18 protein-coding genes and 2 pseudogenes are annotated in these 19,415 nt (G+C 73.6%); 16 read left to right on the top strand and 4 right to left on the bottom strand.

The genetic code is table 11. The features are described 5' to 3' along the window. The first annotated feature begins 102 nt into the window (after positions 1 to 102). The 3 genes from UK82_RS04800 to UK82_RS04790 all read left to right on the top strand — a co-directional run bounded on the left by UK82_RS04800 (position 103) and on the right by UK82_RS04790 (position 3,332). On the top strand, positions 103 to 1,554 hold the full coding sequence (locus tag UK82_RS04800; RefSeq protein ID WP_055406478.1) for a menaquinone biosynthesis decarboxylase: 1,452 nt from the start codon (positions 103 to 105) through the stop codon (positions 1,552 to 1,554). 84 nt (positions 1,555 to 1,638) lie between these two features. After that, positions 1,639 to 2,595 carry a menaquinone biosynthesis prenyltransferase MqnP gene (gene mqnP / locus UK82_RS04795; protein ID WP_044885155.1) on the top strand — a complete coding sequence of 319 codons (957 nt, stop codon included), beginning with the start codon at positions 1,639 to 1,641 and terminating at the stop codon, positions 2,593 to 2,595. 23 nt (positions 2,596 to 2,618) lie between these two features. Then, positions 2,619 to 3,332 (top strand): UbiX family flavin prenyltransferase, encoded by a 714-nt coding sequence (locus UK82_RS04790; RefSeq protein ID WP_044885156.1) that lies wholly within the window; start codon positions 2,619 to 2,621, stop codon positions 3,330 to 3,332. A gap of 30 nt (positions 3,333 to 3,362) precedes the next feature. Here the strand turns inward: UK82_RS04790 and UK82_RS42315 are convergent, their stop codons facing one another. Beyond that, positions 3,363 to 3,896 carry a TetR/AcrR family transcriptional regulator gene (locus UK82_RS42315; RefSeq protein ID WP_396230454.1) on the bottom strand — a complete coding sequence of 178 codons (534 nt, stop codon included), beginning with the start codon at positions 3,894 to 3,896 and terminating at the stop codon, positions 3,363 to 3,365. A 187-nt stretch (positions 3,897 to 4,083) separates the two neighbouring features. Here UK82_RS42315 and UK82_RS04780 point away from each other — a divergent pair, with 187 nt between their 5' ends. The 5 genes from UK82_RS04780 (at position 4,084) to UK82_RS04755 (ending at position 7,834) form a co-directional block, all read left to right on the top strand. Next, positions 4,084 to 4,482: an ester cyclase gene (locus UK82_RS04780; RefSeq protein ID WP_044885100.1), complete on the top strand. Its 399-nt coding sequence runs from the start codon at positions 4,084 to 4,086 to the stop codon at positions 4,480 to 4,482. A 365-nt stretch (positions 4,483 to 4,847) separates the two neighbouring features. Further along, complete coding sequence (locus UK82_RS35790; protein ID WP_236705509.1) at positions 4,848 to 5,099, top strand: hypothetical protein; 252 nt, start codon at positions 4,848 to 4,850, stop codon at positions 5,097 to 5,099. Positions 5,100 to 5,185: 86 nt separating this feature from the next. Further along, positions 5,186 to 6,334 carry an aminofutalosine synthase MqnE gene (gene mqnE, locus UK82_RS04770; RefSeq protein ID WP_044885102.1) on the top strand — a complete coding sequence of 383 codons (1,149 nt, stop codon included), beginning with the start codon at positions 5,186 to 5,188 and terminating at the stop codon, positions 6,332 to 6,334. An 11-nt stretch (positions 6,335 to 6,345) separates the two neighbouring features. Beyond that, on the top strand, positions 6,346 to 6,666 hold the full coding sequence (locus UK82_RS04765; protein WP_055406474.1) for a hypothetical protein: 321 nt from the start codon (positions 6,346 to 6,348) through the stop codon (positions 6,664 to 6,666). Between the two features lie 307 nt (positions 6,667 to 6,973). Continuing rightward, complete coding sequence (locus tag UK82_RS04755) at positions 6,974 to 7,834, top strand: menaquinone biosynthetic enzyme MqnA/MqnD family protein (protein WP_044885105.1); 861 nt, start codon at positions 6,974 to 6,976, stop codon at positions 7,832 to 7,834. Between the two features lie 62 nt (positions 7,835 to 7,896). On the opposite strand, the gene UK82_RS04750 is transcribed toward UK82_RS04755, so the two are convergent. Next, entirely contained in the window at positions 7,897 to 9,069 is a 1,173-nt protein-coding gene (locus tag UK82_RS04750; RefSeq protein ID WP_044885106.1) for a helix-turn-helix transcriptional regulator, read from the bottom strand. A 499-nt stretch (positions 9,070 to 9,568) separates the two neighbouring features. Here UK82_RS04750 and UK82_RS35780 point away from each other — a divergent pair, with 499 nt between their 5' ends. The 6 genes and pseudogenes from UK82_RS35780 to cobA all read left to right on the top strand — a co-directional run bounded on the left by UK82_RS35780 (position 9,569) and on the right by cobA (position 15,056). Further along, the gene (locus tag UK82_RS35780) at positions 9,569 to 10,237 is read left to right on the top strand and encodes a response regulator transcription factor (protein WP_055406472.1); all 669 of its coding nucleotides are present in this window, start codon (positions 9,569 to 9,571) and stop codon (positions 10,235 to 10,237) included. A gap of 206 nt (positions 10,238 to 10,443) precedes the next feature. Next, positions 10,444 to 10,632, top strand: coding sequence for a putative leader peptide (locus UK82_RS04740; protein ID WP_044885108.1), 189 nt, complete (start codon positions 10,444 to 10,446; stop codon positions 10,630 to 10,632). 60 nt (positions 10,633 to 10,692) lie between these two features. Then, on the top strand, positions 10,693 to 12,468 hold the full coding sequence (locus UK82_RS04735; RefSeq protein WP_055406470.1) for a nitrite/sulfite reductase: 1,776 nt from the start codon (positions 10,693 to 10,695) through the stop codon (positions 12,466 to 12,468). Then, a complete protein-coding gene (locus UK82_RS04730; RefSeq protein ID WP_044885157.1) occupies positions 12,455 to 12,718 on the top strand; it encodes a hypothetical protein in 264 nt (87 codons plus the stop codon). Before UK82_RS04735 ends, UK82_RS04730 begins: the two co-directional genes overlap by 14 nt. Beyond that, a pseudogene (locus UK82_RS04725) lies at positions 12,718 to 13,351 on the top strand (phosphoadenylyl-sulfate reductase); the annotation flags it as partial. The gene UK82_RS04730 and the pseudogene UK82_RS04725, both read left to right, overlap by 1 nt. 133 nt (positions 13,352 to 13,484) lie before the next feature. Further along, positions 13,485 to 15,056, top strand: coding sequence for a uroporphyrinogen-III C-methyltransferase (gene cobA / locus UK82_RS04720; RefSeq protein WP_044885111.1), 1,572 nt, complete (start codon positions 13,485 to 13,487; stop codon positions 15,054 to 15,056). A gap of 134 nt (positions 15,057 to 15,190) precedes the next feature. On the opposite strand, the gene UK82_RS04715 is transcribed toward cobA, so the two are convergent. Together UK82_RS04715 and UK82_RS04710 are read right to left on the bottom strand one after the other, a co-directional pair. Next, on the bottom strand, positions 15,191 to 15,646 hold the full coding sequence (locus tag UK82_RS04715; protein WP_044885112.1) for a sirohydrochlorin chelatase: 456 nt from the start codon (positions 15,644 to 15,646) through the stop codon (positions 15,191 to 15,193). 121 nt (positions 15,647 to 15,767) lie between these two features. After that, a complete protein-coding gene (locus UK82_RS04710) occupies positions 15,768 to 16,730 on the bottom strand; it encodes an NAD(P)/FAD-dependent oxidoreductase (protein ID WP_044885158.1) in 963 nt (320 codons plus the stop codon). A 516-nt stretch (positions 16,731 to 17,246) separates the two neighbouring features. Between UK82_RS04710 and UK82_RS35775 the strand changes: the two are divergent. Continuing rightward, a pseudogene (locus tag UK82_RS35775) lies at positions 17,247 to 17,472 on the top strand (serine/threonine protein kinase); the annotation flags it as partial. A gap of 1 nt (position 17,473) precedes the next feature. Next, on the top strand, positions 17,474 to 19,373 hold a 1,900-nt coding region (locus tag UK82_RS04705; protein ID WP_236705507.1), incomplete at its 5' end, for a serine/threonine-protein kinase. Between the last annotated feature and the right edge of the window lie 42 nt (positions 19,374 to 19,415).

Here is a 19,415-nt window from a genome sequence, read left to right as displayed (position 1 = left end):
CCCGCTCACCGTCACGGCGGCGCGTCGTGACTCCCCGGGTTTCCGTCGTGACGGATGGTGGGAGGTCGGACGGCCGGCCGCGTCGGCTGCCAGGATGGAGGCATGGCCTGGGCGGATCTACGCGCGTTCCTCGCTCACCTCGAACGGCGGAAGGACCTGCGACGGATCTCCGTGCCCGTCGACCCCCGCCTGGAGGTCACCGAGATCGTGACGCGGGTGGTTCGGGAGCGGGGGCCGGCGCTGCTGTTCGAGTCCCCCCGCGGCGCCGACATGCCGCTGGCCATCAACCTGTTCGGCACCGAGGCCCGGATGGCCGCCGCGCTCGGGGTCGACCGCCTCGACGAGATCGGCGACCGGCTCGCCGCGCTGCTGCGCCCGGAGCTGCCGACCGGCCTGTCCGGGCTGCGCGACGCGCTGGGCAAGGCTGCCTCGCTCACGTCCATCCCGCCCCGGCGGGTCCGCACCGCGCCGTGCCAGGACGTCGTGCTCAAGGGACCGGACGTCGACCTGTTCCGGCTGCCCGGGGTGCACGCCTGGCCGAACGACGGCGGCGCCTTCCTCAACCTCGGTCTCACCCACACCCGCCACCCGGAGACCGGGGCGCGCAACCTCGGGATGTACCGGCTGCAGCGCCACGATGCGCGCACCGTCGGCATGCACTGGCAGATCCACAAGGACTCCAACGCCCACCACGCCGTCGCCGAGCGGCGCGGGGAGCGGCTGCCCGTGGCGATCGCGTTCGGCTGCGACCCGGCGGTGACCTACGCCGCCTCCGCGCCGCTGCCCGCCGACATCGACGAGTACCTGTTCGCCGGTTATCTGCGCGGCGAACGGGTGGAGATGGTCGACTGCCTGTCCGTGCCGCTGCGGGTGCCGGCGAATGCCCAGATCGTGCTGGAGGGCTGGCTGGAGCCGGGCGCGCGGCTCCCGGAGGGCCCCTTCGGCGACCACACCGGCTTCTACACGCCGGTCGAGCCGTTCCCGGCGCTGCACGTCGACGTGATGACGATGCAGCGCGACCCGGTCTTCCAGACGATCGTCGTCGGCCGCCCGCCGCAGGAGGACGGGCCGATGGGCAAGGCCACCGAACGCATCTTCCGCCCCCTGATCAAGATGATGATCCCCGAGATCGTCGACTACGACCTGCCCGAGGCCGGCGTCTTCCACAACTGCTGCATCGTCTCCATCGACAAGCGCTTCCCCAAGCATGCGCAGAAGGTGATGAACGCGGTCTGGGGCGCCGGGCTGCTGTCGCTGTCGAAGCTGATCGTGGTGGTCGACGCCGACTGTGACGTCCACGACTACGCCGAGGTGGCCTGGCGGGCGTTTGGCAACGTCGACTACGCCCACGACCTGATCACCACGATCGGCCCCGTGGACCACCTCGACCACGCCTCCTACGAGCAGTTCTGGGGCGGCAAGATCGGGGTGGACGCGACGCGCAAGCTGCCGACCGAGGGCTATCGCCGCGAGGGCGGCTGGCCCGAGGAGATCGTCATGGACGAAGCGGTCCGCGCCCAGGTGACCCGCCGCTGGAAGGAGTACGGCCTGTGACCACCTCTCCTCGCCCATCCAGAGGGATACATCGGACGCCCATGCCTCCAGGCAAGCAGAAGAGGCAGTGGGTGGGTGCTCGCGGTGAGTGACGCAGCGTTTCTGCCGGGCGCGTCGGGTGGCACCGCCAGGCCCGGCGGAGGTGCCGGCGGCGGCCAGGAGCAGGCGATCGGGCACGTGCGGGCGTTCCTGCGGCTCGTCGCCATCGAGCACTCGGTCTTCGCGCTGCCGTTCGCCTACATCGCCGCCCTGGCAGCCTCGTTTGCCGCGTCCGGGTCGGTGCACTGGACCGCTCTCGCGCTCGTCACGGTCGCCATGGTCGCCGCGCGGACCTTCGCGATGGCCGCGAACCGGATCATCGACCGCGCCATCGACGCCCGCAACCCGCGCACCGCGGGCCGGGAGCTCGTCACCGGCGCCGTGTCGGTGCGCACCGCCGTGGTCGGCTCCGTCGTCGCCCTCGGCGTCTTCCTCGCCGCCGCCGCCACGCTGTCCTGGCTGTGCCTCGCGCTCGCCCCGATCGCGGTGGCGCCCCTGGTGATCTACCCGTACGCCAAGCGCTTCACCGACTTCCCGCACGCCGTGCTCGGCATCGCGCAGGCCGTCGCGCCGATCGGCGCCTGGATCGCGGTGACCGGCCACTGGTCGTGGGCGGCGGTCGTGCTCGGTCTCGCGGTGGGCTCCTGGATCGGCGGCTTCGACCTCATCTACGCCTGCCAGGACGCCGAGGTCGACCGCCGCATCGGGGTGCGGTCCGTGCCGGCGCGCTTCGGGGTCCGCGGCGCCCTCCTCGGCTCCACCGTCACCCACGTCGTCACCTTCGCGCTGTTCGTCGCCTACGGGCTGATGGAGAACAACGGCGCCTGGTGGTGGGCCGGCCTCGCGGTCACGGCGGCGGCGTTCAGCTACGAGCACGCGATCGTCTCGCCGAAGGACCTCTCCCGGGTCAACCGCGCCTTCCTCACCGCGAACGGCTTCGTCGGCATCGCCCTGTTCGCCTTCGCCGTCGCCGACCTGATCAGCCGCGGCCTGTCCGCCTGAGCCCCGCTGTGAGGCCCGTCACCGTGACGCACGACCCGCACGCCGGCGCCGGGAGCGATCGGGTTCCCTGGGTGGTGGGCGTGAGCGGCGCCAGCGGGACGCCGTACGCAGCCGCCGTGCTGCGCGGCCTGCTCACCGCCGGGCTACCGGTCGATCTGGTGCTGTCCCGGGCGGCGCGGCTGACCCTGCTCGACGAGACCGGCATCGCCTGGCACGACGCCGCCTGGCAGCAACCGCTGGAACGCTGGCTGTCCGCCCCTCTCGGCGCATCCGCTCCCGAATCGGCCGCCGCCGTGGAGACGCTCGTGGCGGTGCACGCGCCCGGCAACCTCGCCGCCCCGACGAGCAGTGGCTCGTACCGGACTCGCGGCATGATCGTCGTCCCGGCGAGCACCGCGTGCCTGGCCGGGATCGCCCTCGGCCTGTCCAAGGATCTGCTGCAGCGATCCGCCGACGTGACCCTCAAGGAGGGCCGGCGCCTCGTCGTCGTCCCGCGGGAGATGCCGTACACGGGCGCGACGCTGCGCCACATGCTCACCCTGCACGACGCCGGGGCGGTGGTCGCCGCGGCCAGTCCCGGCTTCTACGCCGGCGCGCGCACCGCCGCCGACCTCGTCGACTTCGTCGCCGGCCGGATACTCGACGCGGCCGGCGTCGACCACGCCCTGTTCCGGCGCTGGACCGGCGAACTCGGCCAGGCCCGACGATCCGACCAGGCCGGTCACCGGACGGGGTGACCGAGGGCACGCGGGCCGCGCGGCCCGGCGTCACGTCCCGGTCGTGCCGGTTGCCGGACCGGGGGCCGCTCCGCGTCGGACGAGGTCCAACAGGGCTCCGACCCGCTCAGGGCCGACGCCACCGAGCGCGATCCCGTTGACCAGGACCAGGAGATCCCACCCGTCGACATCGTCCCGGAGGGTGCCTCGCTGCTGTTCCTGGACGACCAGGGCCGTGACCGTCCGGTACATCGCCGAATGCCACCGGTTGAACAGTCCCGACCGGCTCTCGCTGTCGACGTCGGCGCCGAGCGCCAGCGCGAGCTCACGTTTGTCCCCGACGAACCTGACGAGGTCGTGCAGCCACATGAAGAGCGCGTCGTCGGCCCGCTGGTCCGACAGCAGACTTTCGCCGCGTGCGCAGAGCGCGTCCACCTCGTCGGAGTAGACGGCGACGATCAGGTCCTGCCGGGTCGGGAAGTGGCGATACATGGTCGCGTTGCCCACTCCGGCCTGCCGCGCGACCTCGTCGAGGGCGGCGTCGACGCCCTGCTCGCGGAAGACCGCGGCGGCGGCGGTGAGCAGCCGCTCGTAGTTGCGTCGGGCGTCCGCCCNCAGGTGCCGCTCGGCCTGCGGCGGACCTGCCGAGTCCGGGAGCGCCATGATCCCCCTTGTCAACCAGGGAGTTCCCCGGTTATGTTGTCGACCGCGAGATAATCGGGGAGTTCCCCGCTTGTGTACGTCCAGTGCCACGGTATTCGAGGAGCGCAGCATGTCGAATGCGGCTGACGTCCACCGTCGCGTCGTCGAGAAGTACGGCGAGGTTCTCGCCGGCCGACTCGACGACGCACTGACACTGATCGACCCGGACGTGATCGACCACCGAGGGGGCCGGGAGGGCGACCACCATGGCATCGCCGCCTGGCGAAGGAAGTGGGAGCGCATGAACGAGGGGTTCCAGAACGTCTCCGCGAGGATCGAGCAGAACGTCTCGACCGGGGACACGTCGGTCAACCGTTACACGCTCCGTGGCACCCACCCGGGCTCCGGCCGTCGCTACGAGGTAACCGGCCTGGACATGGTCAGGGTGCGAGACGGGAAGGTCGTCGAGCACTGGGCCCTCGCCGACGAGGCGGCGCTACGGCACCAACTCGGTCTCGCCGGCGCCTGACGCAGCCGGGTCGGCCGGCCGAAGGGCCACCCGCGACCACATCAGGCTGGCGGCGGTTCGTTCTCGACCGGGTAGTTCCGGGATCCCTCTGGCAGGGGCGGGGCCTGGGCGGGCAGAGTGGGCGGCGACGGCCCAGGGCCGGGGGGTGGATCACAGCCACCGCCCCGGCGGGGCGCGGAGCTCGGCGGATCGAGGGCGACATGGCGACGAACGGGCGCGGGGCGGCGAAGGGGCGGGGACGCGGTTCCGGCCGATCGAAGGCGGCCGGGACGGGCGGCCCCGACCGGCCAGCGGGCGGCGGTCGTTCGGCGGGCGGCGGACAGGCCGGCGACGCGGGCCGGGCCGGGCGTCGACAGCGGCCCCCGATGCAGGATGTGGACCTACGGGTGCAGTTGCCGTACTTCCTGATCCGGCTGGCCGCCCTGGTGGTGATCACGGTCGTGCTCGCGGTGGTCGGGGTGAACCTGCTGCTCGCGGTGCTGATCGGGTTCGCGGTCGCCGGCCTGCTGACCTGGCCGTTGGGACGCATGCAGCGGCGGGCGGCGCAGCGTGCCGCCGCGGGCCGGGACGCGGCCGGGCCGCCGTCGCCGGGTGCCGGCAAGGGCCGGGACGCCTGACCGACCCCCACGGGCCCGGCGGTTGTGACGGGTCAGCCCGGCCGGCTCGGGTGGGTCTGACGGCGTTGCGGGCTAGTCTGGATGGCATGGATGCTGGGCTCAAACGGGAGATCGAGGCCAAGGTTTCCGCCGGCGAGCGGCTGAGCCGCGCCGACGGGGAGGCGCTGTATGCCAGTGACGATCTCGCCTGGCTCGGCGGCCTCGCCCACGAGGTCCGGACCAGGAAGAACGGCGACCGGACCTTCTTCAACGTCAACCGGCACCTGAACCTGACCAACGTCTGCTCGGCGTCCTGCGCCTACTGCTCGTTCCAGCGCAAGCCCGGCGAGGCCGACGCCTACACGATGCGGATCGAGGAGGCCGTCCGGCTCGCGAAGGAGATGGAGCCGGCCGGCATCACCGAGCTGCACATCGTCAACGGCCTGCACCCGACGCTGCCGTGGCGCTACTACCCCCGCTCGTTGCGGGAGCTGCGCAAGGCGCTGCCCGGCGTCGCGCTCAAGGCGTTCACCGCCACCGAGATCCACTGGTTCGAGAAGATCAGCGGACTGCCCGCCGACGAGATCCTCGACGAGCTCATCGACGCGGGGCTGGAGTCGCTGACCGGCGGCGGCGCGGAGATCTTCGACTGGGAGATCCGGCAGCACATCGTCGGCCACGACACCCACTGGGAGGACTGGTCGCGCATCCATCGCCTCGCCCATGCCAAGGGCCTGCGTACTCCCTGCACCATGCTCTACGGGCACATCGAGGAGCCGCGCCACCGGGTGGATCACGTGCTGCGGCTGCGGGAGCTGCAGGACGAGACGGGCGGCTTCGCGGTGTTCATCCCGCTGCGCTTCCAGCACGACGCCGCCGGTGACCCGCGCAACCGGCTGATGAACCAGCCGATGGCGACCGGCGCGGAGGCGCTGAAGACGTTCGCCGTCTCCCGGCTGCTGTTCGACAACATCGACCACGTCAAGTGCTTCTGGGTGATGCACGGGCTGACCACGGCGCAGCTCGCGCTGAACTTCGGCGCCGACGACCTGGACGGATCGGTCGTCGAGTACAAGATCACTCATGACGCGGACCGCTTCGGTACTCCGAACACGATGACGCGCGAGGACCTGCTGGCGATCATCCGGGACGCCGGCTTCCGGCCGGTCGAGCGGGACACCCGTTACCGGGAGATCCGCGCCTACGACGGTCCCGATCCGGCCCGCCGCGAGATCCCGACCTCCATCGACGCCTGAGGCGGGATTCGATGGTCAGCGAGGACGAGCCGACGCAGGACCGCGCGGCGGGCCAGCCCGCGCCCGCGGGCACCCCGGCGGCGAACGCCACCTCCACCCCCCGCCCGCCGGTCCGACCGCCCGGCGCGCCAGGCATCGGCTCAATCTTCGTGCTCGCCTTCCTGGTGATCCTGGTCCCGGGCGTGGCGGTCTACGTGCTGCTCGACTGGGCCGGTCTGCCGATCGGCGGCGCGAGCCTGCTCGGCCTGCTCGTCGTCTTCCTCGGGCTGGGGTTCTTCCCGACCGTGCTGCGCCGGCTCGGCTGGGTGCCGACGAAGAAGCGGAGGTCCTGATGGAACTGCGCAAGCGCCCCACCGTGCGCCCGAGGCGGCCCGCGGCCGCGCCGCCGGGGGTCGCGGCTGCGCCGCCGGGGGCCCCGGCGGCGAAGGATCGCGGCCTGCTCGGCATCAACCTGCGGTATTTCGCGCTCCGCGCGGTGCTCTTCGGGGTGGTGCTCGCCGTCGTCCTGCTGCTCGGGGCGGGCGGGNTTCTCGCATTTGTGCTGGCATTGGTCGTCAGTGGACTGATGAGCTATCCGTTGGCGCTGCGACAGCGTCGCGCGGTCCTCGCCGTGATGGAGAACCGTCACGGCGGCCGGCGTTGACCGGGCCGGCGGGCACCGAAGCCCGGCCGCGGGTCGGGCACATCCAGTTCCTGAACTGCCTGCCGCTGTACTGGGGGCTGGTTCACTCCGGTGCGCTGCTCGACATCGAGCTGACCAAGGACACCCCCGATCGCCTCAACGAGGCCCTCGTGGCAGGCGACCTGGACATCGGCCCGATCAGCCTGGTCGAGTACCTCCGGCACGCGGAGGATCTCGTCGTCCTGCCCGATCTCGCGGTCGGCTCCGACGGGCCGGTGCTGTCCGTCGTGCTGAGCACGGCGGTGCCGCTTGCCGAGGTCCGCACCGTTGCGCTCGGCTCGACGTCGCGGACCAGCGTGCTGTTGGCCCGGATGCTGCTGGAGGAACGCCACGGACTGCGGCCGACGTACGTCACGATGCCGCCCGACCTGCCGTCGATGCTGCGGGAGGCCGACGCCGCGGTGATCATCGGAGACGTGGCGCTGCGCGCGACCTACGATGCCGAACGCGGCGGCGAGGGCCATCCCCTGGGCCTGATCGACCTGGGTGCGGCCTGGCGGGAGTGGAGCGGGCTGCCGATGGTCTTCGCGGTGTGGGCGGCCCGAAAATCGTTCGCGCAGCGGCATCCCGGGACGGTGAAGGAGGTCCACGACGCGTTCCGGTCCGGGCTGGACCTCGCGCTGCGCGATGTTGACCAGGTAGCGACGCGGGCGGCCCGTTTCGAGGTGTTCGACCCGGCGACGCTGGCCCGCTACTTCACCACCCTCGACTTCCGGCTGGGTGAACGGCAGCAGGCGGGCATCCGCGCCTTCGCGGACAAGGCCGCGCGCCGCGGCGACGTCCCCCCGCTGCGGGCGATGACCTTCGCCGAGGTCTGATCCGCCCGATCTGACGGCGTTGGACCGGGCGCGGGACAGCTCAGCCCGGGGTCAGCCCGGGGTCAGACCGGCGGGCGGAACGCGTGGGAGATACCGGACGGTGGGACGGCCCGGTGGGTGTTCGCGGTCGCGAAGCGGGCGATGCGCCCCTTCACCAGCGCGATCAGCCGGGGCGGCGTGGCCCGCCCGCCGGGCGCGATCAGCATTTCGTCGAGTGATTCGCCGCCGTCTCCACCGGGCAGGGCGGGTTCGAAGGCAGCCGAATCCTCCGGTTGCGCGCCGGACCCGGCCGGGGTGAACGCCTCCGCCGACGCGCCCGACCCGACTGGCGACGCCGGCCCCTCCACGGGATCCAACCTGGCCGGCGGGGCGGCGCTCGGCGGGGGAGTGGGCATCGCCGGGGTGCGGCCGGCAGCCCCCGGCCGCCTGTGCAGCGGGGTGACGGTCGGCCCGCCGAGCCCGCCGTCGCCGCGCCCGCCGTCGCCGACCCCGCCGTCGACAGTCGCATCCGGCGCGGCGGCGTCCGGCGCCTGGCCGGCGTCGGCGGCGCACTCCCGCCGGGCGGCGGCGTCGATGAGCCCGTTGACGGCGAGGGTCCAGGCCCGCAGCCCCTCGTGCCCGGTGAGTTCGGTGAACACCGCCGCCTCCAGGCAGCAGGTGCTCGCGCCCGCGAGCTCGTCGACGTCGAGCAGCGAGATGGCGAGCAGGCCGGCCAGGTGGCCGGCGAGCATGAACAGCCGGAACTGCTGATGCGGCAGCAGCGGGGTGCATAGCAGGTTGTCGACCACGCTCTGCTGGTCGAGTACCCGGGCGGTGACGTCCTGCGGGTCGAGCCGGTCGGCCTTGGCGATGAGGTCGGCAACCAGCCGATCGAGGTAGTCGAGCTCGCGGTCCGACCGGCGGTGGTCGAGCAGGTCCGACACCCGGCGGCGGGACTCCCGCTCCGGGTCGGGCCGGCGACGCAGGCGCTCGGCTCGCGCGGCCACGGCCGCCTCGCGCAGGTCGACCAGGGCGCCCCCGGCCTCCAGCGCCGCGTCGACGGCCGCGATCACGGGGCGCGAAGGAATCCCACGACTGGGCTGCTCCAACTGGGAGATGTACTGGCGGCTGTAGCCGGTGCGTCGGGCGAGCTCGTCCCGGGAGAGAACGCGTTCACAGCGCCGCCGCCGGACCTCCACGGGGAGCAGGTCTTCAGCGGTCGCCGCGCCCTGCCGGCCTCGGCTCCGTTGCCGCATCTGTTGACGTCCTTCCGCGTGGCAGAGGTCGCCTCCCACCGAGGGAGGCCAGTCGTCGTGCGCCGCCTCTCGTGCCCCCCCGAGAGCCGGCAGGAATTCACCGGTAGTGATCAGGCTACTCCATGGTGCACCCTAGTAGACTAGAGGCCAAAAGTCCCATACGCGAACGCTTGCGATGATTACTCTCCGTCATAAGTTGGGATTTTCTGCCGGACGGTGTCGCTCCAGGCGCGTGATCGGATGCAATACGTTAGGAGGGCCGGACGGGCGTGGCGGACCCGTCGAGACATTATGCCTGTATTCTTGGGCTCTTGTTGGGAAACGGGAGTGTTGCTGAGGAAGTCCGGGCGGAAAGCCGCGGAATCATCGAGAGATCGTCTCCGGCGGCCTATTCCCGCAACGCGGGCTATCACTGTCACGCCGGGCGTGCGGCACTTCGCCACGGTCTGTGGGTATCGCTGGGATGACCGACATGGGTCATCCCCGGAAACCATCCTGAATGACGATGCGCGGGGTCGGGTGGGGCGCGTACAAAAGAATGGTGGATACCGGCCGTTCGGTGGACGCCGACACCGTCGGGCTCGGCCGGGACGACGTTGTCGCCCCGGCTCGGGGCTCTTCCGGGACGGCTCGCAGCCCCGAGCCCGGCCGGGATGCTGGCCGCGGCCCGGGTGTGCAGGCCAGCCGCCCGGTCACGTGGGCCGCGATCCCGGATGGCGAGCGGCCCGGGGACCCCGCCCCCGGTGACGGCGCGGGCCCGGGCGCGGCCGAGCCGCCGCCCACAGTCGCCCCGCGCCGAGTGGTCGTCGTGGACGACGCGGACGGCGTGCGTGAGCTGCTCTGCCTACTACTGGGCACCGAACCCGACTTCGTGGTCGTCGGCGCCGCCGCCAACGGGGCGGAGGCCATCGACGAGGTCGTGCGCACGGCGCCGGACCTTGTGCTGCTCGATCTCGCGATGCCGGTGCTCGACGGCCTCGGCGCACTGCCGCGGATCCGGCGGGTCGCGCCGCACGCCACCGTGGTCATCTTCACCGGCTTCTCCGAGGACGCGCTGCTCGATCGCGTGCTCGCTCTGGGCGCGGACGCCCTACTGGAAAAGGGCCTGGCCACCGGCCCGCTGGTCGATCAGCTCCGCCGCCTCTGCGCCGCCCGGCGCACCGGCTGAGCCTCGCATCACCGATCTCCGGCGTGGACTGCGTTGTTCATTTTCTCCATCGGTGCGGTAGAGTTGTGGTGGCGGTGTCGGAGGGCCGGGGAAGGCCACCGGTACTGGCCCGATTTGGCCCGGTTCGCGGGGTGATACTCGCTGGTGGCGTGGTCCTGGGACCCACAACGCGCCCATCGGCGTCACTTCTGTGGAAACATGGGGCCGTGGTTACGCGTGCCCTCACCCTCGGGGCGCCGGCTGAGCGAGCGACGGATCTGGTCCGCGTCTCGCCCCGGCGCGGGTTCGCGTCGTCCCCCGCGGCCGCGTGCCTCGTGATTGAGCCGATGCTCGTCGCGCGCCTGCACGTCGACCTGCTGCGGGTCTCCAGCGCCGGCTGTCGCCGCTCCCGCTGACGTTCCCGTTCGCGGCGCCACTCTGCCGGCGTCGCGTTTCCCCGCGCATCGAGAGATCTCATGACTTCTCCTGCCCGCCCTGCCCGTCCCGCGCGCCCGTCCCGCCCCAAGGGAGCGGGCCAGTGGGCGTTGGGATACTCCGAGCCGCTCAACGCCAACGAGCGCATGAAGAAGGACCAAGGCGGGCTGGAGGTGCGCGACCGCATCCTCAACCTCTACCCGCACACCGGCTTCGACGGGATCGACCCCCAGGACCTGCGTGGCCGGTTCCGCTGGTGGGGCCTGTACACGCAACGCCGGCCGGGAATCTCCGGCGGCCGCACGGCGGTCCTCGAACCGGAGGAGCTCGACGACTCCTACTTCATGCAGCGGATCCGGCTCGACGGCGGGCGGATGACGGCCGACCAGCTTCGGGTCATCGCGGACATCTCCACCCGGTATGGCCGGGACGTCGCCGACGTCACCGACCGGCAGAACATCCAGCTCCACTGGATCCGCATCGAGGACGTGCCCGCCATCTGGGGTGCCCTCGAGGGCGCCGGGATGACGACCGCCGAGGCGTGCGGCGACACCCCGCGGGTCATCCTCGGCTGCCCGCTGGCGGGCGTCGACGGCGACGAGGTCATCGACGGGTCGGCCGCTATCGACGAGGTGGTCGAGCGCTTCGTCGGCGACCCGACGCTGGCGAACCTGCCCCGTAAGTTCAAAAGCGCGATCTCCGGTTGCGCGGACCACTGCACGCTGCACGAGATCAACGACATCGCGTTCGTCGGCGTCGTCCATCCGGAGCTCGGCGCGGGCTACGACCTGTGGGTCGGCGGCGGCCTGTCGACGAACCCGAAGCTCGGCGTGCGGCTGGGGACGTTCGTGCCGCCGGCGCGGGTTGCCGAGGTCTGGCACGGCGTCGCCTCGCTGTTCCGCGACTACGGCTACCGGCGCCTGCGCACCCGAGCCCGGCTGAAGTTCCTCGTCGCGGACATGGGCGCCGAATGGGTGCGCACCACGCTGGAGAAGGAGTACCTGACGGCCGCGCTGCCGGACGGGCCGCCGCCGGCGCCCCCGCGCAACGAGGGCCGCGACCACATCGGCGTGCACCGCCAGCGCGACGGGCGCAACGCGGTGGGCTTCGCCCCGCGCGCGGGCCGGGTGTCCGGGACGATCCTGCGCGCTGTGGCGGATCTCGCCGACCGGTTCGGACAGGGCCGCATCCGCGCGACGACGACCCAGAAGCTGGTCATCCTCGACGTGGCCGACGAGGCCGTGGCGCCGTTGGAGGCCGAGCTCGCGGCGCTGGATCTGGTCGTCCGGCCGAGCGTGTTCCGCCGCGGCACGATGGCCTGCACCGGGATCGAGTTCTGCAAGCTGGCCATCGTCGAGACCAAGGGCAACGCCCGCGACCTCATCGAGGAGCTGGAGCGCCGCCTGCCCGACTTCGACGAGCCGATCGGGATCAACGTCAACGGCTGCCCGAACGCCTGCGCCCGCTTCCAGGTCGCCGACATCGGGCTGAAGGGCTCGCTGGTCCCCGACGACGCCGGTGAGATGGTCGAGGGCTTCCAGGTGCACCTCGGCGGCCACCTGGGCACCCGGTCGCGACTGGGCCGCAAGTCGCGCGGCCTCAAGGTCACCGCCGACGGGCTGCTCGACTACGTCGTCGGCCTGCTGGAGACCTACCGGCGCGAGCGCGCCGACGGGGAGAGTTTTGCCGACTGGGCGGAGCGGGCCGACGAGGCGTCGCTGGCCGCGGTCGGCGCCGTGGGTTCCTCGGCCGGTGCCGGTGCCGGTGCCGGTGCTGATGCAGGGCCGGCGGCCGGGGGTGCCGATGGCCGGCAGTGATCGGGCGGTGCCCTTCTACTGCCCGTACTGCGGCGAGGAGGACATCGTCCCGGAGCCGGCGCCGGACGGCGCCGGCTCCGGGCACGGGCACTGGGCGTGCCGGGCCTGCCGGCGAGCCTTCCGACTGAGCCTGACGGCCCTCGCGGTCGCTGCGGGCCCGGTCGGTGCCACGCCGGCGGGCAGGCGCGGCGCAACGGGGGACCAGACGGCACGGCGAGGCGCCGCGCGCGACGACGAGGAGACGAGCTGATGGGTGCCACGTTGCAATCCCGGGCGTTGCGGGCCGGGGACGAGCTCGAAGGCGCGCCGGCCGAGGAGATCCTCGGCTGGGCGGCCGAGGAGTTCGGCACGAAGCTGGTGGTCGCCGCGTCCATGGCCGAGGCGATCCTGGTCGACATGCTCGCCCGGATCCGGTCCGACGTGCCCGTGGTCTTCATCGACACCGGGTACCACTTCGCCGAGACGGTCGGCACCCGCGACGCGGTGGCCGCGACCTACGACCTGCCGCTGATCAGCGTCCGCCCGCAGCTCACCGTCGTCGGCCAGGACGCCGTCTACGGCCAGGACCTTTACCAGACCGACCCCGACCTGTGCTGCCGGATGCGCAAGGTGGTGCCGCTGGACCGGGCGCTGGCGCCCTACGACGCCTGGGCCGCCGGGTCGCGGCGCGCCGAGTCCGCCGGCCGGGCGAACCTGAAGGTCGTCGACTGGGACGCGCGCCGCGGCAAGGTGAAGATCCATCCGCTGGCCGCCTGGACCGACGCCGACGTCGACCGGTACGTCGCCGAGCACGAGGTCATCGTCAACCCGCTGCTCTCCGACGGCTACGACTCCGTCGGCTGCTGGCCGTGCACCCGGCGGGGCGCCGGCCGCGCGGGCCGCTNGGCCGGCACGAACAAGACGGAGTGCGGCATCCACTGACCGGCCGCCGACCCGGCCGCCGACTCGGCCGCGCTGTGGCGCCGCCCGCGTGAGCGCTCGTCGGACAAGGACGAACAGGTACGGTGCACGCCGTGATGGACGGGCGAATCGCGGGTGAGGTCTGGCTGGTCGGGGCTGGTCCGGGCGATCCCGGGCTGTTGACTGTGCGTGGTCGTGAGCTGCTCACGACCGCCGACGTGGTCGTGGTCGACCGGCTCGCCGCGGCCGTCCTGCTCGACGCCGCGCCGCCCGACGCGGAGATCATCCATGTAGGCAAGAGTCCGACCGCCCGCTCCTGGGCCCAGGAGGAGATCAACGCGGTCCTCGTCGACCGGGCCCGGGCCGGCGCCCGGGTCGTGCGGCTCAAGGGCGGCGACCCCTACGTCCTCGGCCGGGGCGGTGAGGAAGCCCAGGCCTGCGCGGAGGCGGGCGTGGCCTGCACCGTCGTCCCCGGCATCACCTCGGCGCTGGCCGTGCCGGCGCTCGCCGGCATCCCGGTCACCCACCGCGACCTGGCGCAGGAACTCGCCGTCGTCTCCGGTCATCTGCCACCCGGCCACCCCGACTCGACCGTCGACTGGGCGGGACTCGCCGCCTCCCGGGCGACGATCGTCATCCTCATGGGGGTGGCGCGGCTCATGGACATCGCCGACGCCCTCCTCGCCGGTGGCCGCCCGGAGGCCACCCCGGTCGCGGTGATCGAGCGTGGCGCCACCCCCGCCCAGCGGGTCCTGCGCACCACGCTCGACGCTCTGGCCATCGACGCGATCGCCGCGGGCGTGCGGTCACCGGCAGTGATCGTGGTGGGCGAGGTCGCCGCCCGCAACGACGCCCCGGCCGCCGGTGCGGCGCCGCTCGCGGGCGTGCGCGTCCTGGTCGCCCGCACCCGGCCCCGCCCGGGCCTGCTGGCCCGCCGGCTGCGACAGCTCGGCGCGGACGCGGTCGAGACGGTCGTGGCCCGCCCCGCCCCGCTCGACGACGCCGGTGCGGCTCTGCTGGCGGCGCTGCCCGGGGCCGCGGGCCTCGTCCTCGCCGACCCGGACGAGGTCGCCGCGGTGGTCGCCCTGCTGCGCCGGGCGGGCACCGACGTGCGCGCGCTGGCCGGGCTGACCCTGGTGGCCGCCCGCCCCGACGTCACCGCCGCCCTCGACGCACTGGGCCTGGCCGCCACCACGCTCGACGACCTCGCCGCAGGCGCGGGAGATGCCGGCCGGGCCGCCCGTGCTGCCCGTGCAGAGGGTGCGGTGGGTGCCGGGGCAGCGGTGGGTGCCGGGCAGGGGACGGCGGGCCGCCGGCCGGCCCCGGTGCCGGAGGTGCTCGTCGTCGGCGCCGCCGACCTGCCGGCCGACGGCCCGTGGACGCCGCGGCGGGTGCCGCTGCTGACCGACGTGACCGCTGATCCCGATCCGCGGATCGCCGACGAGTTGCGGCACGGCGACTTCGACGTCGCGGCGTTCGCCTCCTCGACGGCTGCCCGCAGCACCGCCGAGCTGTACGGGCCGCTGCCCCCGGACCTGCTCGTCGCCGCGATGGGCCGACGCAGCGCCCAGGCCTGCGAGGCCGCCGGCATCCGGGTGGACATCGTGCCGGCCGAGCCGGGGGTGCGCCCGCTTGCCGCCGCCGTCGCGGACTTCGTCGCCGCCAGCCGCGCCGCCGCGGCCTTCTGATCGTCACCCCGGCGGCCGCCGCCTGCCGTCGTCGGCGGCACCGTTCTCAGGCGTACCGCCTCCCTGCGAGGGGCTGCGACGCAGGGCGCGGTTCCTGAGGGGGCGCCATGATCGCCGGACGTGGGGCCGGTCCGTCAGCCGGTGGGGTGCTCGGCTGCGGCGACCAGGTCGCGCAACGTGTCGTCGAGCCGTGCCCGCACCGCCTCGACGACGCAGGCATGCAGGCCGAGGGGCTCGGAGAGGATCCAGCGGGTCGTCGGGTGCCGTCCGCGTGCCTCCTCCAGTGCCGCGGGGAGGTCGCGGCGGGTGTGGTTGCCGCCGAAGAGGAAGAACGGATAGACGACGATCTCGGTGCACCCCGCGTCCGCGAGCCTGGCATAGCCCTCGCCGATGTCGGGCCGGCTGACCTCGAGGTACGCCGCCTCGACGGCCCCCCACGGCCGCGGCGCTGCCGGCGCGGACGGCGGGCGACCCGCGCAGCCGTCGCCGTCCTGGCGAGGTTCGGTCGCCAGGCGGCGGGCCAGCTCGCGGACGGTGGCGTTCGCCTCGTCCCGCCGTGAACCGTGGCCGATAACCAGAAGACCGCGCATGCAACCAGTGTGCGCCAGATGCCCGACCGCGGCCGCTGGCCGTCCGGTCAGACGGCCAGGCGGTCATTCCGGTCGGGCGGTCGTCCGGTCAGACGGTCATTCCGGTCGGGCGGTCATGTGGTCAGGCGGTGCTGTCGCCGGAGCTGTGCCCCGGGAACACCTTCGCCGCGGGGTCGACGACCGGCGCGGCGTTGTTGACGGCGGTCGCGACCTCGCCGAAACCGGTGGCGATCAGGCGGACCTTGCCGGGGTACTCGGTGATGTCCCCGGCCGCGAAGACCCGGTCGACGCCGGTGAACATCGTCGAGTCGACCGCGATGTGGCGCCGGGCCATGGTGAGCCCCCAGCGGGTCAGCGGCCCGAGGTCGGCGGTGAAGCCGAGCGCGGCGACCACCGCCTGCGCCGGGCGGACGTGCCGGTCTCCGGTGCGGGTCTGCACCAGCTCGACCTTCTCGATCCGGTCCTCCCCGTGGATGGCGGCGACCTCGGAGAAGGTGAGGATCTCCACGCTCGACGCCTCGACCCGCTCGATCGTCGCCGCGTGCGCGCGGAACCGGTCGCGGCGGTGCACCAGCGTGACCGAGCGGGCGATCGGCTCCAGGGCGAGCGCCCAGTCGAAGGCGCTGTCCCCGCCGCCGACCACGACGACGTCCTGGTCGGCGTAGGCGTCCAGCTTCGGCACGAAGTAGGCCAGGCCGCGGCCGAGATGGCCGGTCCCGGTCGGCAGCGGCCGCGGGGTGAACGTGCCGAGCCCGCCGGTGATCACGACTACTCTGGCGCGGACCCGGTGGCCCTGGCTGCTGGTCACCACGACCGCCTCCGGTTCGTGGGCGAGCTCGGCGGCCTGCTGGTCGAGCAGGTAGGTCGGGTCGAACTGGGCCGCCTGGGTGACGAGGGCGTCGACCAGCTCGCGGCCGCGGATGGCCGGGAAGCCGGCCACGTCGTAGATCACCTTCTCCGGGTACATCGCGGTGACCTGGCCGCCTGCCTCGGGCAACGAGTCCATCAGCGCGACCGACATGCCCCGGAAACCCGCGTAGTAGGCGCCGTAGAGCCCCGCGGGGCCGGCGCCGACGATCAGCATGTCCACGCTGGTGTCGACGTCGCCGCCCGCGGCGGCCTCCGCGCGGACGGCGGTGCCGTCGTTCGCCTCGACCGACTGCGTGACCATGAGCAGCTCCCCGCACCTCGCGGCCCGCGACCCGACCGGTCGGACTGGAGTGTCCGGTCGGTGCCACTGGACGTTCCTTCGCCTCATCCTGCCGGAGATCCGGCTGGCACGCCGTCATCTCCGCTGGTGGGCGTCCCTGACCGGCCGGTGCCGCGACGCCGGGCGCCGGCAGTGCCGGGCGATGCGCCCGGATCGCCGGGCGAAGCGCGGTCCCGGTCAACGGGAGGCGGCGTTGCGCTTGTATCGTTTCGCCGTTGCCCGGTTCGTTGTCGCTCGTGCCGGCTGTTCAGGCAGTATTCCAGGACGTTCCGGGGGGAACGGCGCACCGTCGCGGCCGTCGGATGGCGGACAGCGCTCCCCGTGTGGCGTCCGGCGAGGGCTAGCGTGAGGTAACAGGCACCCGCAGTCGCCGGGCCGCACCGAGCGGCGGTGGGCACTACAGCGGACACGGGCGGGAGAGCGGTGGCGGATCGATCGACGGGCCGGGACGCGCCGGACGGCACCCGGGGTGAGGCACTGCACCCGGACGACCCCACCGTCATCGGCGCCTACCGGGTCGTGCGCCGGCTCGGCTCGGGCGGCATGGGCACGGTGTACCTCGCCCGCGACACCGCCGGAGCCCTCGTCGCGATCAAGGTGATCCGCTCGGACCTGGNCGCCGACCCCGAGTTCCGCGACCGGTTCCGGGACGAGGTCGCCGCGGCGCGCCGGGTCGCCCCGTTCTGCACCGCGCAGGTCCTCGACGCCGATCCCGCCGCCCGCCGCCCCTACCTGGTCACGGAGTACATCGACGGCGTTCGCCTCGATGACGTCGTCACCCGGTCCGGGCCGCTGCCGATGTCGACCCTGCAGGGCGTGGCGATCGGTGTGGCCAGCGCGCTGACCGCGATCCACAAGGCCGGCATCGTCCACCGTGACCTCAAGCCGAGCAACGTCATGCTGTCGTTCTCCGGCCCCCGGGTCATCGACTTCGGGATCGCCCGGGCCCTCGACGCGGCGCAGGGACGGACCCAGACCGGCCTCGTCCTCGGCTCGGTCGGCTGGATGGCCCCCGAGCAGATGGAGGGCTCGACGATCGGCCCGGCGGTCGACGTCTTCGCCTGGGGCCTGCTCATCGCCTACGCCGCCGTCGGCGCTCACCCCTACGGGCAGGGCACCTACCTGGAGATGTCGGAGAAGATCCAGACGGGTCGGCCCGACCTGCGGGACGTGCCGGCGCAGCTCCAACCCGTCGTCCGCTCCGCGCTCGCTCGCGACCCGCGGGACCGCCCGTCGACCGAACGGCTGCTGCTGACCCTGCTCGGGGAGGAGGCGCCGCCCGGCGGGGACACCCGGGTCGCGGCCACCGCCGTCCTCGACGGCACCTGGCCGCGAGGCCGCAGCGCCGCCGCGGCTGGGGCCGCTGGGGCCGCTGGGGCCGCAGCGGGCGCGGACGCCTTCCGGACCAGGCGCTATGACGACTCGGTGGCCGCCGACGGCTCGACCGGACCGGACGTCGACCCCCCGGCGCCCGGCGCCCGGCGCGCCGACGCCGCCAGGCCGGCGCGGACCCGCGTCGCCGGCGCCGGCGAGCAGCACGGCTGGTGGGAAGGCGACGCCCCGTCGGCGAGGGAACCCAGATGGGATGAGCCGGCCGACCTTCCGCCGCCGGCCGGGCCGCCCGTGCCGCCACCGGCGTTGGCCGGTCTCGGCGTCGAGGATCGCGCCCCGCGCGCCCGCGGCGGGGCCGCCGAGGAGGCGGGCCGCGCCGGCGACGCTGGTTTCGAGGGCGCCGGCTTTGGTGGTGGTGGTGGCGCCGGCTTCGGTGGCGCTGCCGGCGGTCAGGGGGTGCCGGGCCGCCGGCGGCGGCGCGCGGGATTCGTCCAGTACGAAGATGAGCAGCCTCCCGCCCCGGCCGCCGCACCCGGACCGGCAGCCCGCGACCGCCGCGCCGAGCCGGCGCCGCCGGCGGACGACCGCCGCTCGCCCCCGTCGCCCTACCCGCCGGCGGCACCACCCCCGTCTGCGGCACCTCGCCAGGCGGGCCGCCCGTACCCGCCGCCTCAGCAGCAGCCACAGCCGTATCCGCAGGCCCGGCCCCACCCGCCGGCCCAGCCCTACCCCCAGGCCCAGCCCTATCCCCAGGCCCAGCCCAACCAGCGGGCCCAGCCGTATCCGCAGGCCCAGCCGTATGCACCGGACCGTCCCGAGGGGCGGCGCGCCGAGGGGCGACGGGCGGCCGACCGCGGCGATGCCGCGCGCCCGCAACCGGCGCCGCGCCCGGTCGCCGAGCGCCCCCGCGACCGGGCGCCGGAACACCATGACCCCCCGGCGCCGCGACGCCCGCGCCGACGGTTCCGGCTGCGGATCCCCTTCAAGCGGACGATCCTGTTCGTTCTGGTCGTCCTGCTCCTGCTCTCCGCGGCCGACCAGATCGCGTCCATGGTCGACGAGCAGCGCAGCCGGCTGTGGGACAAGGTGGCCACCTCGGTCAAGAACGGCGTGGGCGACCAGGTGGACAGCCTGTGGAACCAGGCCAAGGACACCTTGGGCGGTTCCTCGGGCGGTCCGGGGTGACGGAGCGCGGAACGGCTGACCGACAGGCGTAAAACCACCGCC

It is taken from the genome of Frankia sp. ACN1ag, assembly GCF_001414035.1.
Taxonomy (GTDB): Bacteria; Actinomycetota; Actinomycetes; order Frankiales; family Frankiaceae; genus Frankia; species Frankia torreyi.
The sequence above is the reverse complement of the archived record's forward strand: the minus strand, read 5'-3'. Positions and strand labels throughout refer to the sequence as shown.

Excerpts from the sequence above, each read along its gene's own strand:
- UK82_RS04765 (WP_055406474.1), top strand. The coding sequence starts at position 6,346 with ATGGTCAGCGAGGACGAGCCGACGCAGGACCGCGCGGCGGGCCAGCCC.
- UK82_RS04800 (WP_055406478.1), top strand. The coding sequence starts at position 103 with ATGGCCTGGGCGGATCTACGCGCGTTCCTCGCTCACCTCGAACGGCGG.
- UK82_RS35790 (WP_236705509.1), top strand. The coding sequence starts at position 4,848 with ATGCAGGATGTGGACCTACGGGTGCAGTTGCCGTACTTCCTGATCCGG.
- UK82_RS04750 (WP_044885106.1), bottom strand. The coding sequence starts at position 9,069 with ATGCGGCAACGGAGCCGAGGCCGGCAGGGCGCGGCGACCGCTGAAGAC.
- UK82_RS04735 (WP_055406470.1), top strand. The coding sequence starts at position 10,693 with ATGACTTCTCCTGCCCGCCCTGCCCGTCCCGCGCGCCCGTCCCGCCCC.
- mqnE (WP_044885102.1), top strand. The coding sequence starts at position 5,186 with ATGGATGCTGGGCTCAAACGGGAGATCGAGGCCAAGGTTTCCGCCGGC.
- UK82_RS04780 (WP_044885100.1), top strand. The coding sequence starts at position 4,084 with ATGTCGAATGCGGCTGACGTCCACCGTCGCGTCGTCGAGAAGTACGGC.
- UK82_RS04710 (WP_044885158.1), bottom strand. The coding sequence starts at position 16,730 with ATGCTGATCGTCGGCGCCGGCCCCGCGGGGCTCTACGGCGCCTACTAC.
- cobA (WP_044885111.1), top strand. The coding sequence starts at position 13,485 with ATGGACGGGCGAATCGCGGGTGAGGTCTGGCTGGTCGGGGCTGGTCCG.
- UK82_RS04730 (WP_044885157.1), top strand. The coding sequence starts at position 12,455 with ATGGCCGGCAGTGATCGGGCGGTGCCCTTCTACTGCCCGTACTGCGGC.
- UK82_RS35780 (WP_055406472.1), top strand. The coding sequence starts at position 9,569 with ATGACGATGCGCGGGGTCGGGTGGGGCGCGTACAAAAGAATGGTGGAT.
- UK82_RS04715 (WP_044885112.1), bottom strand. The coding sequence starts at position 15,646 with ATGCGCGGTCTTCTGGTTATCGGCCACGGTTCACGGCGGGACGAGGCG.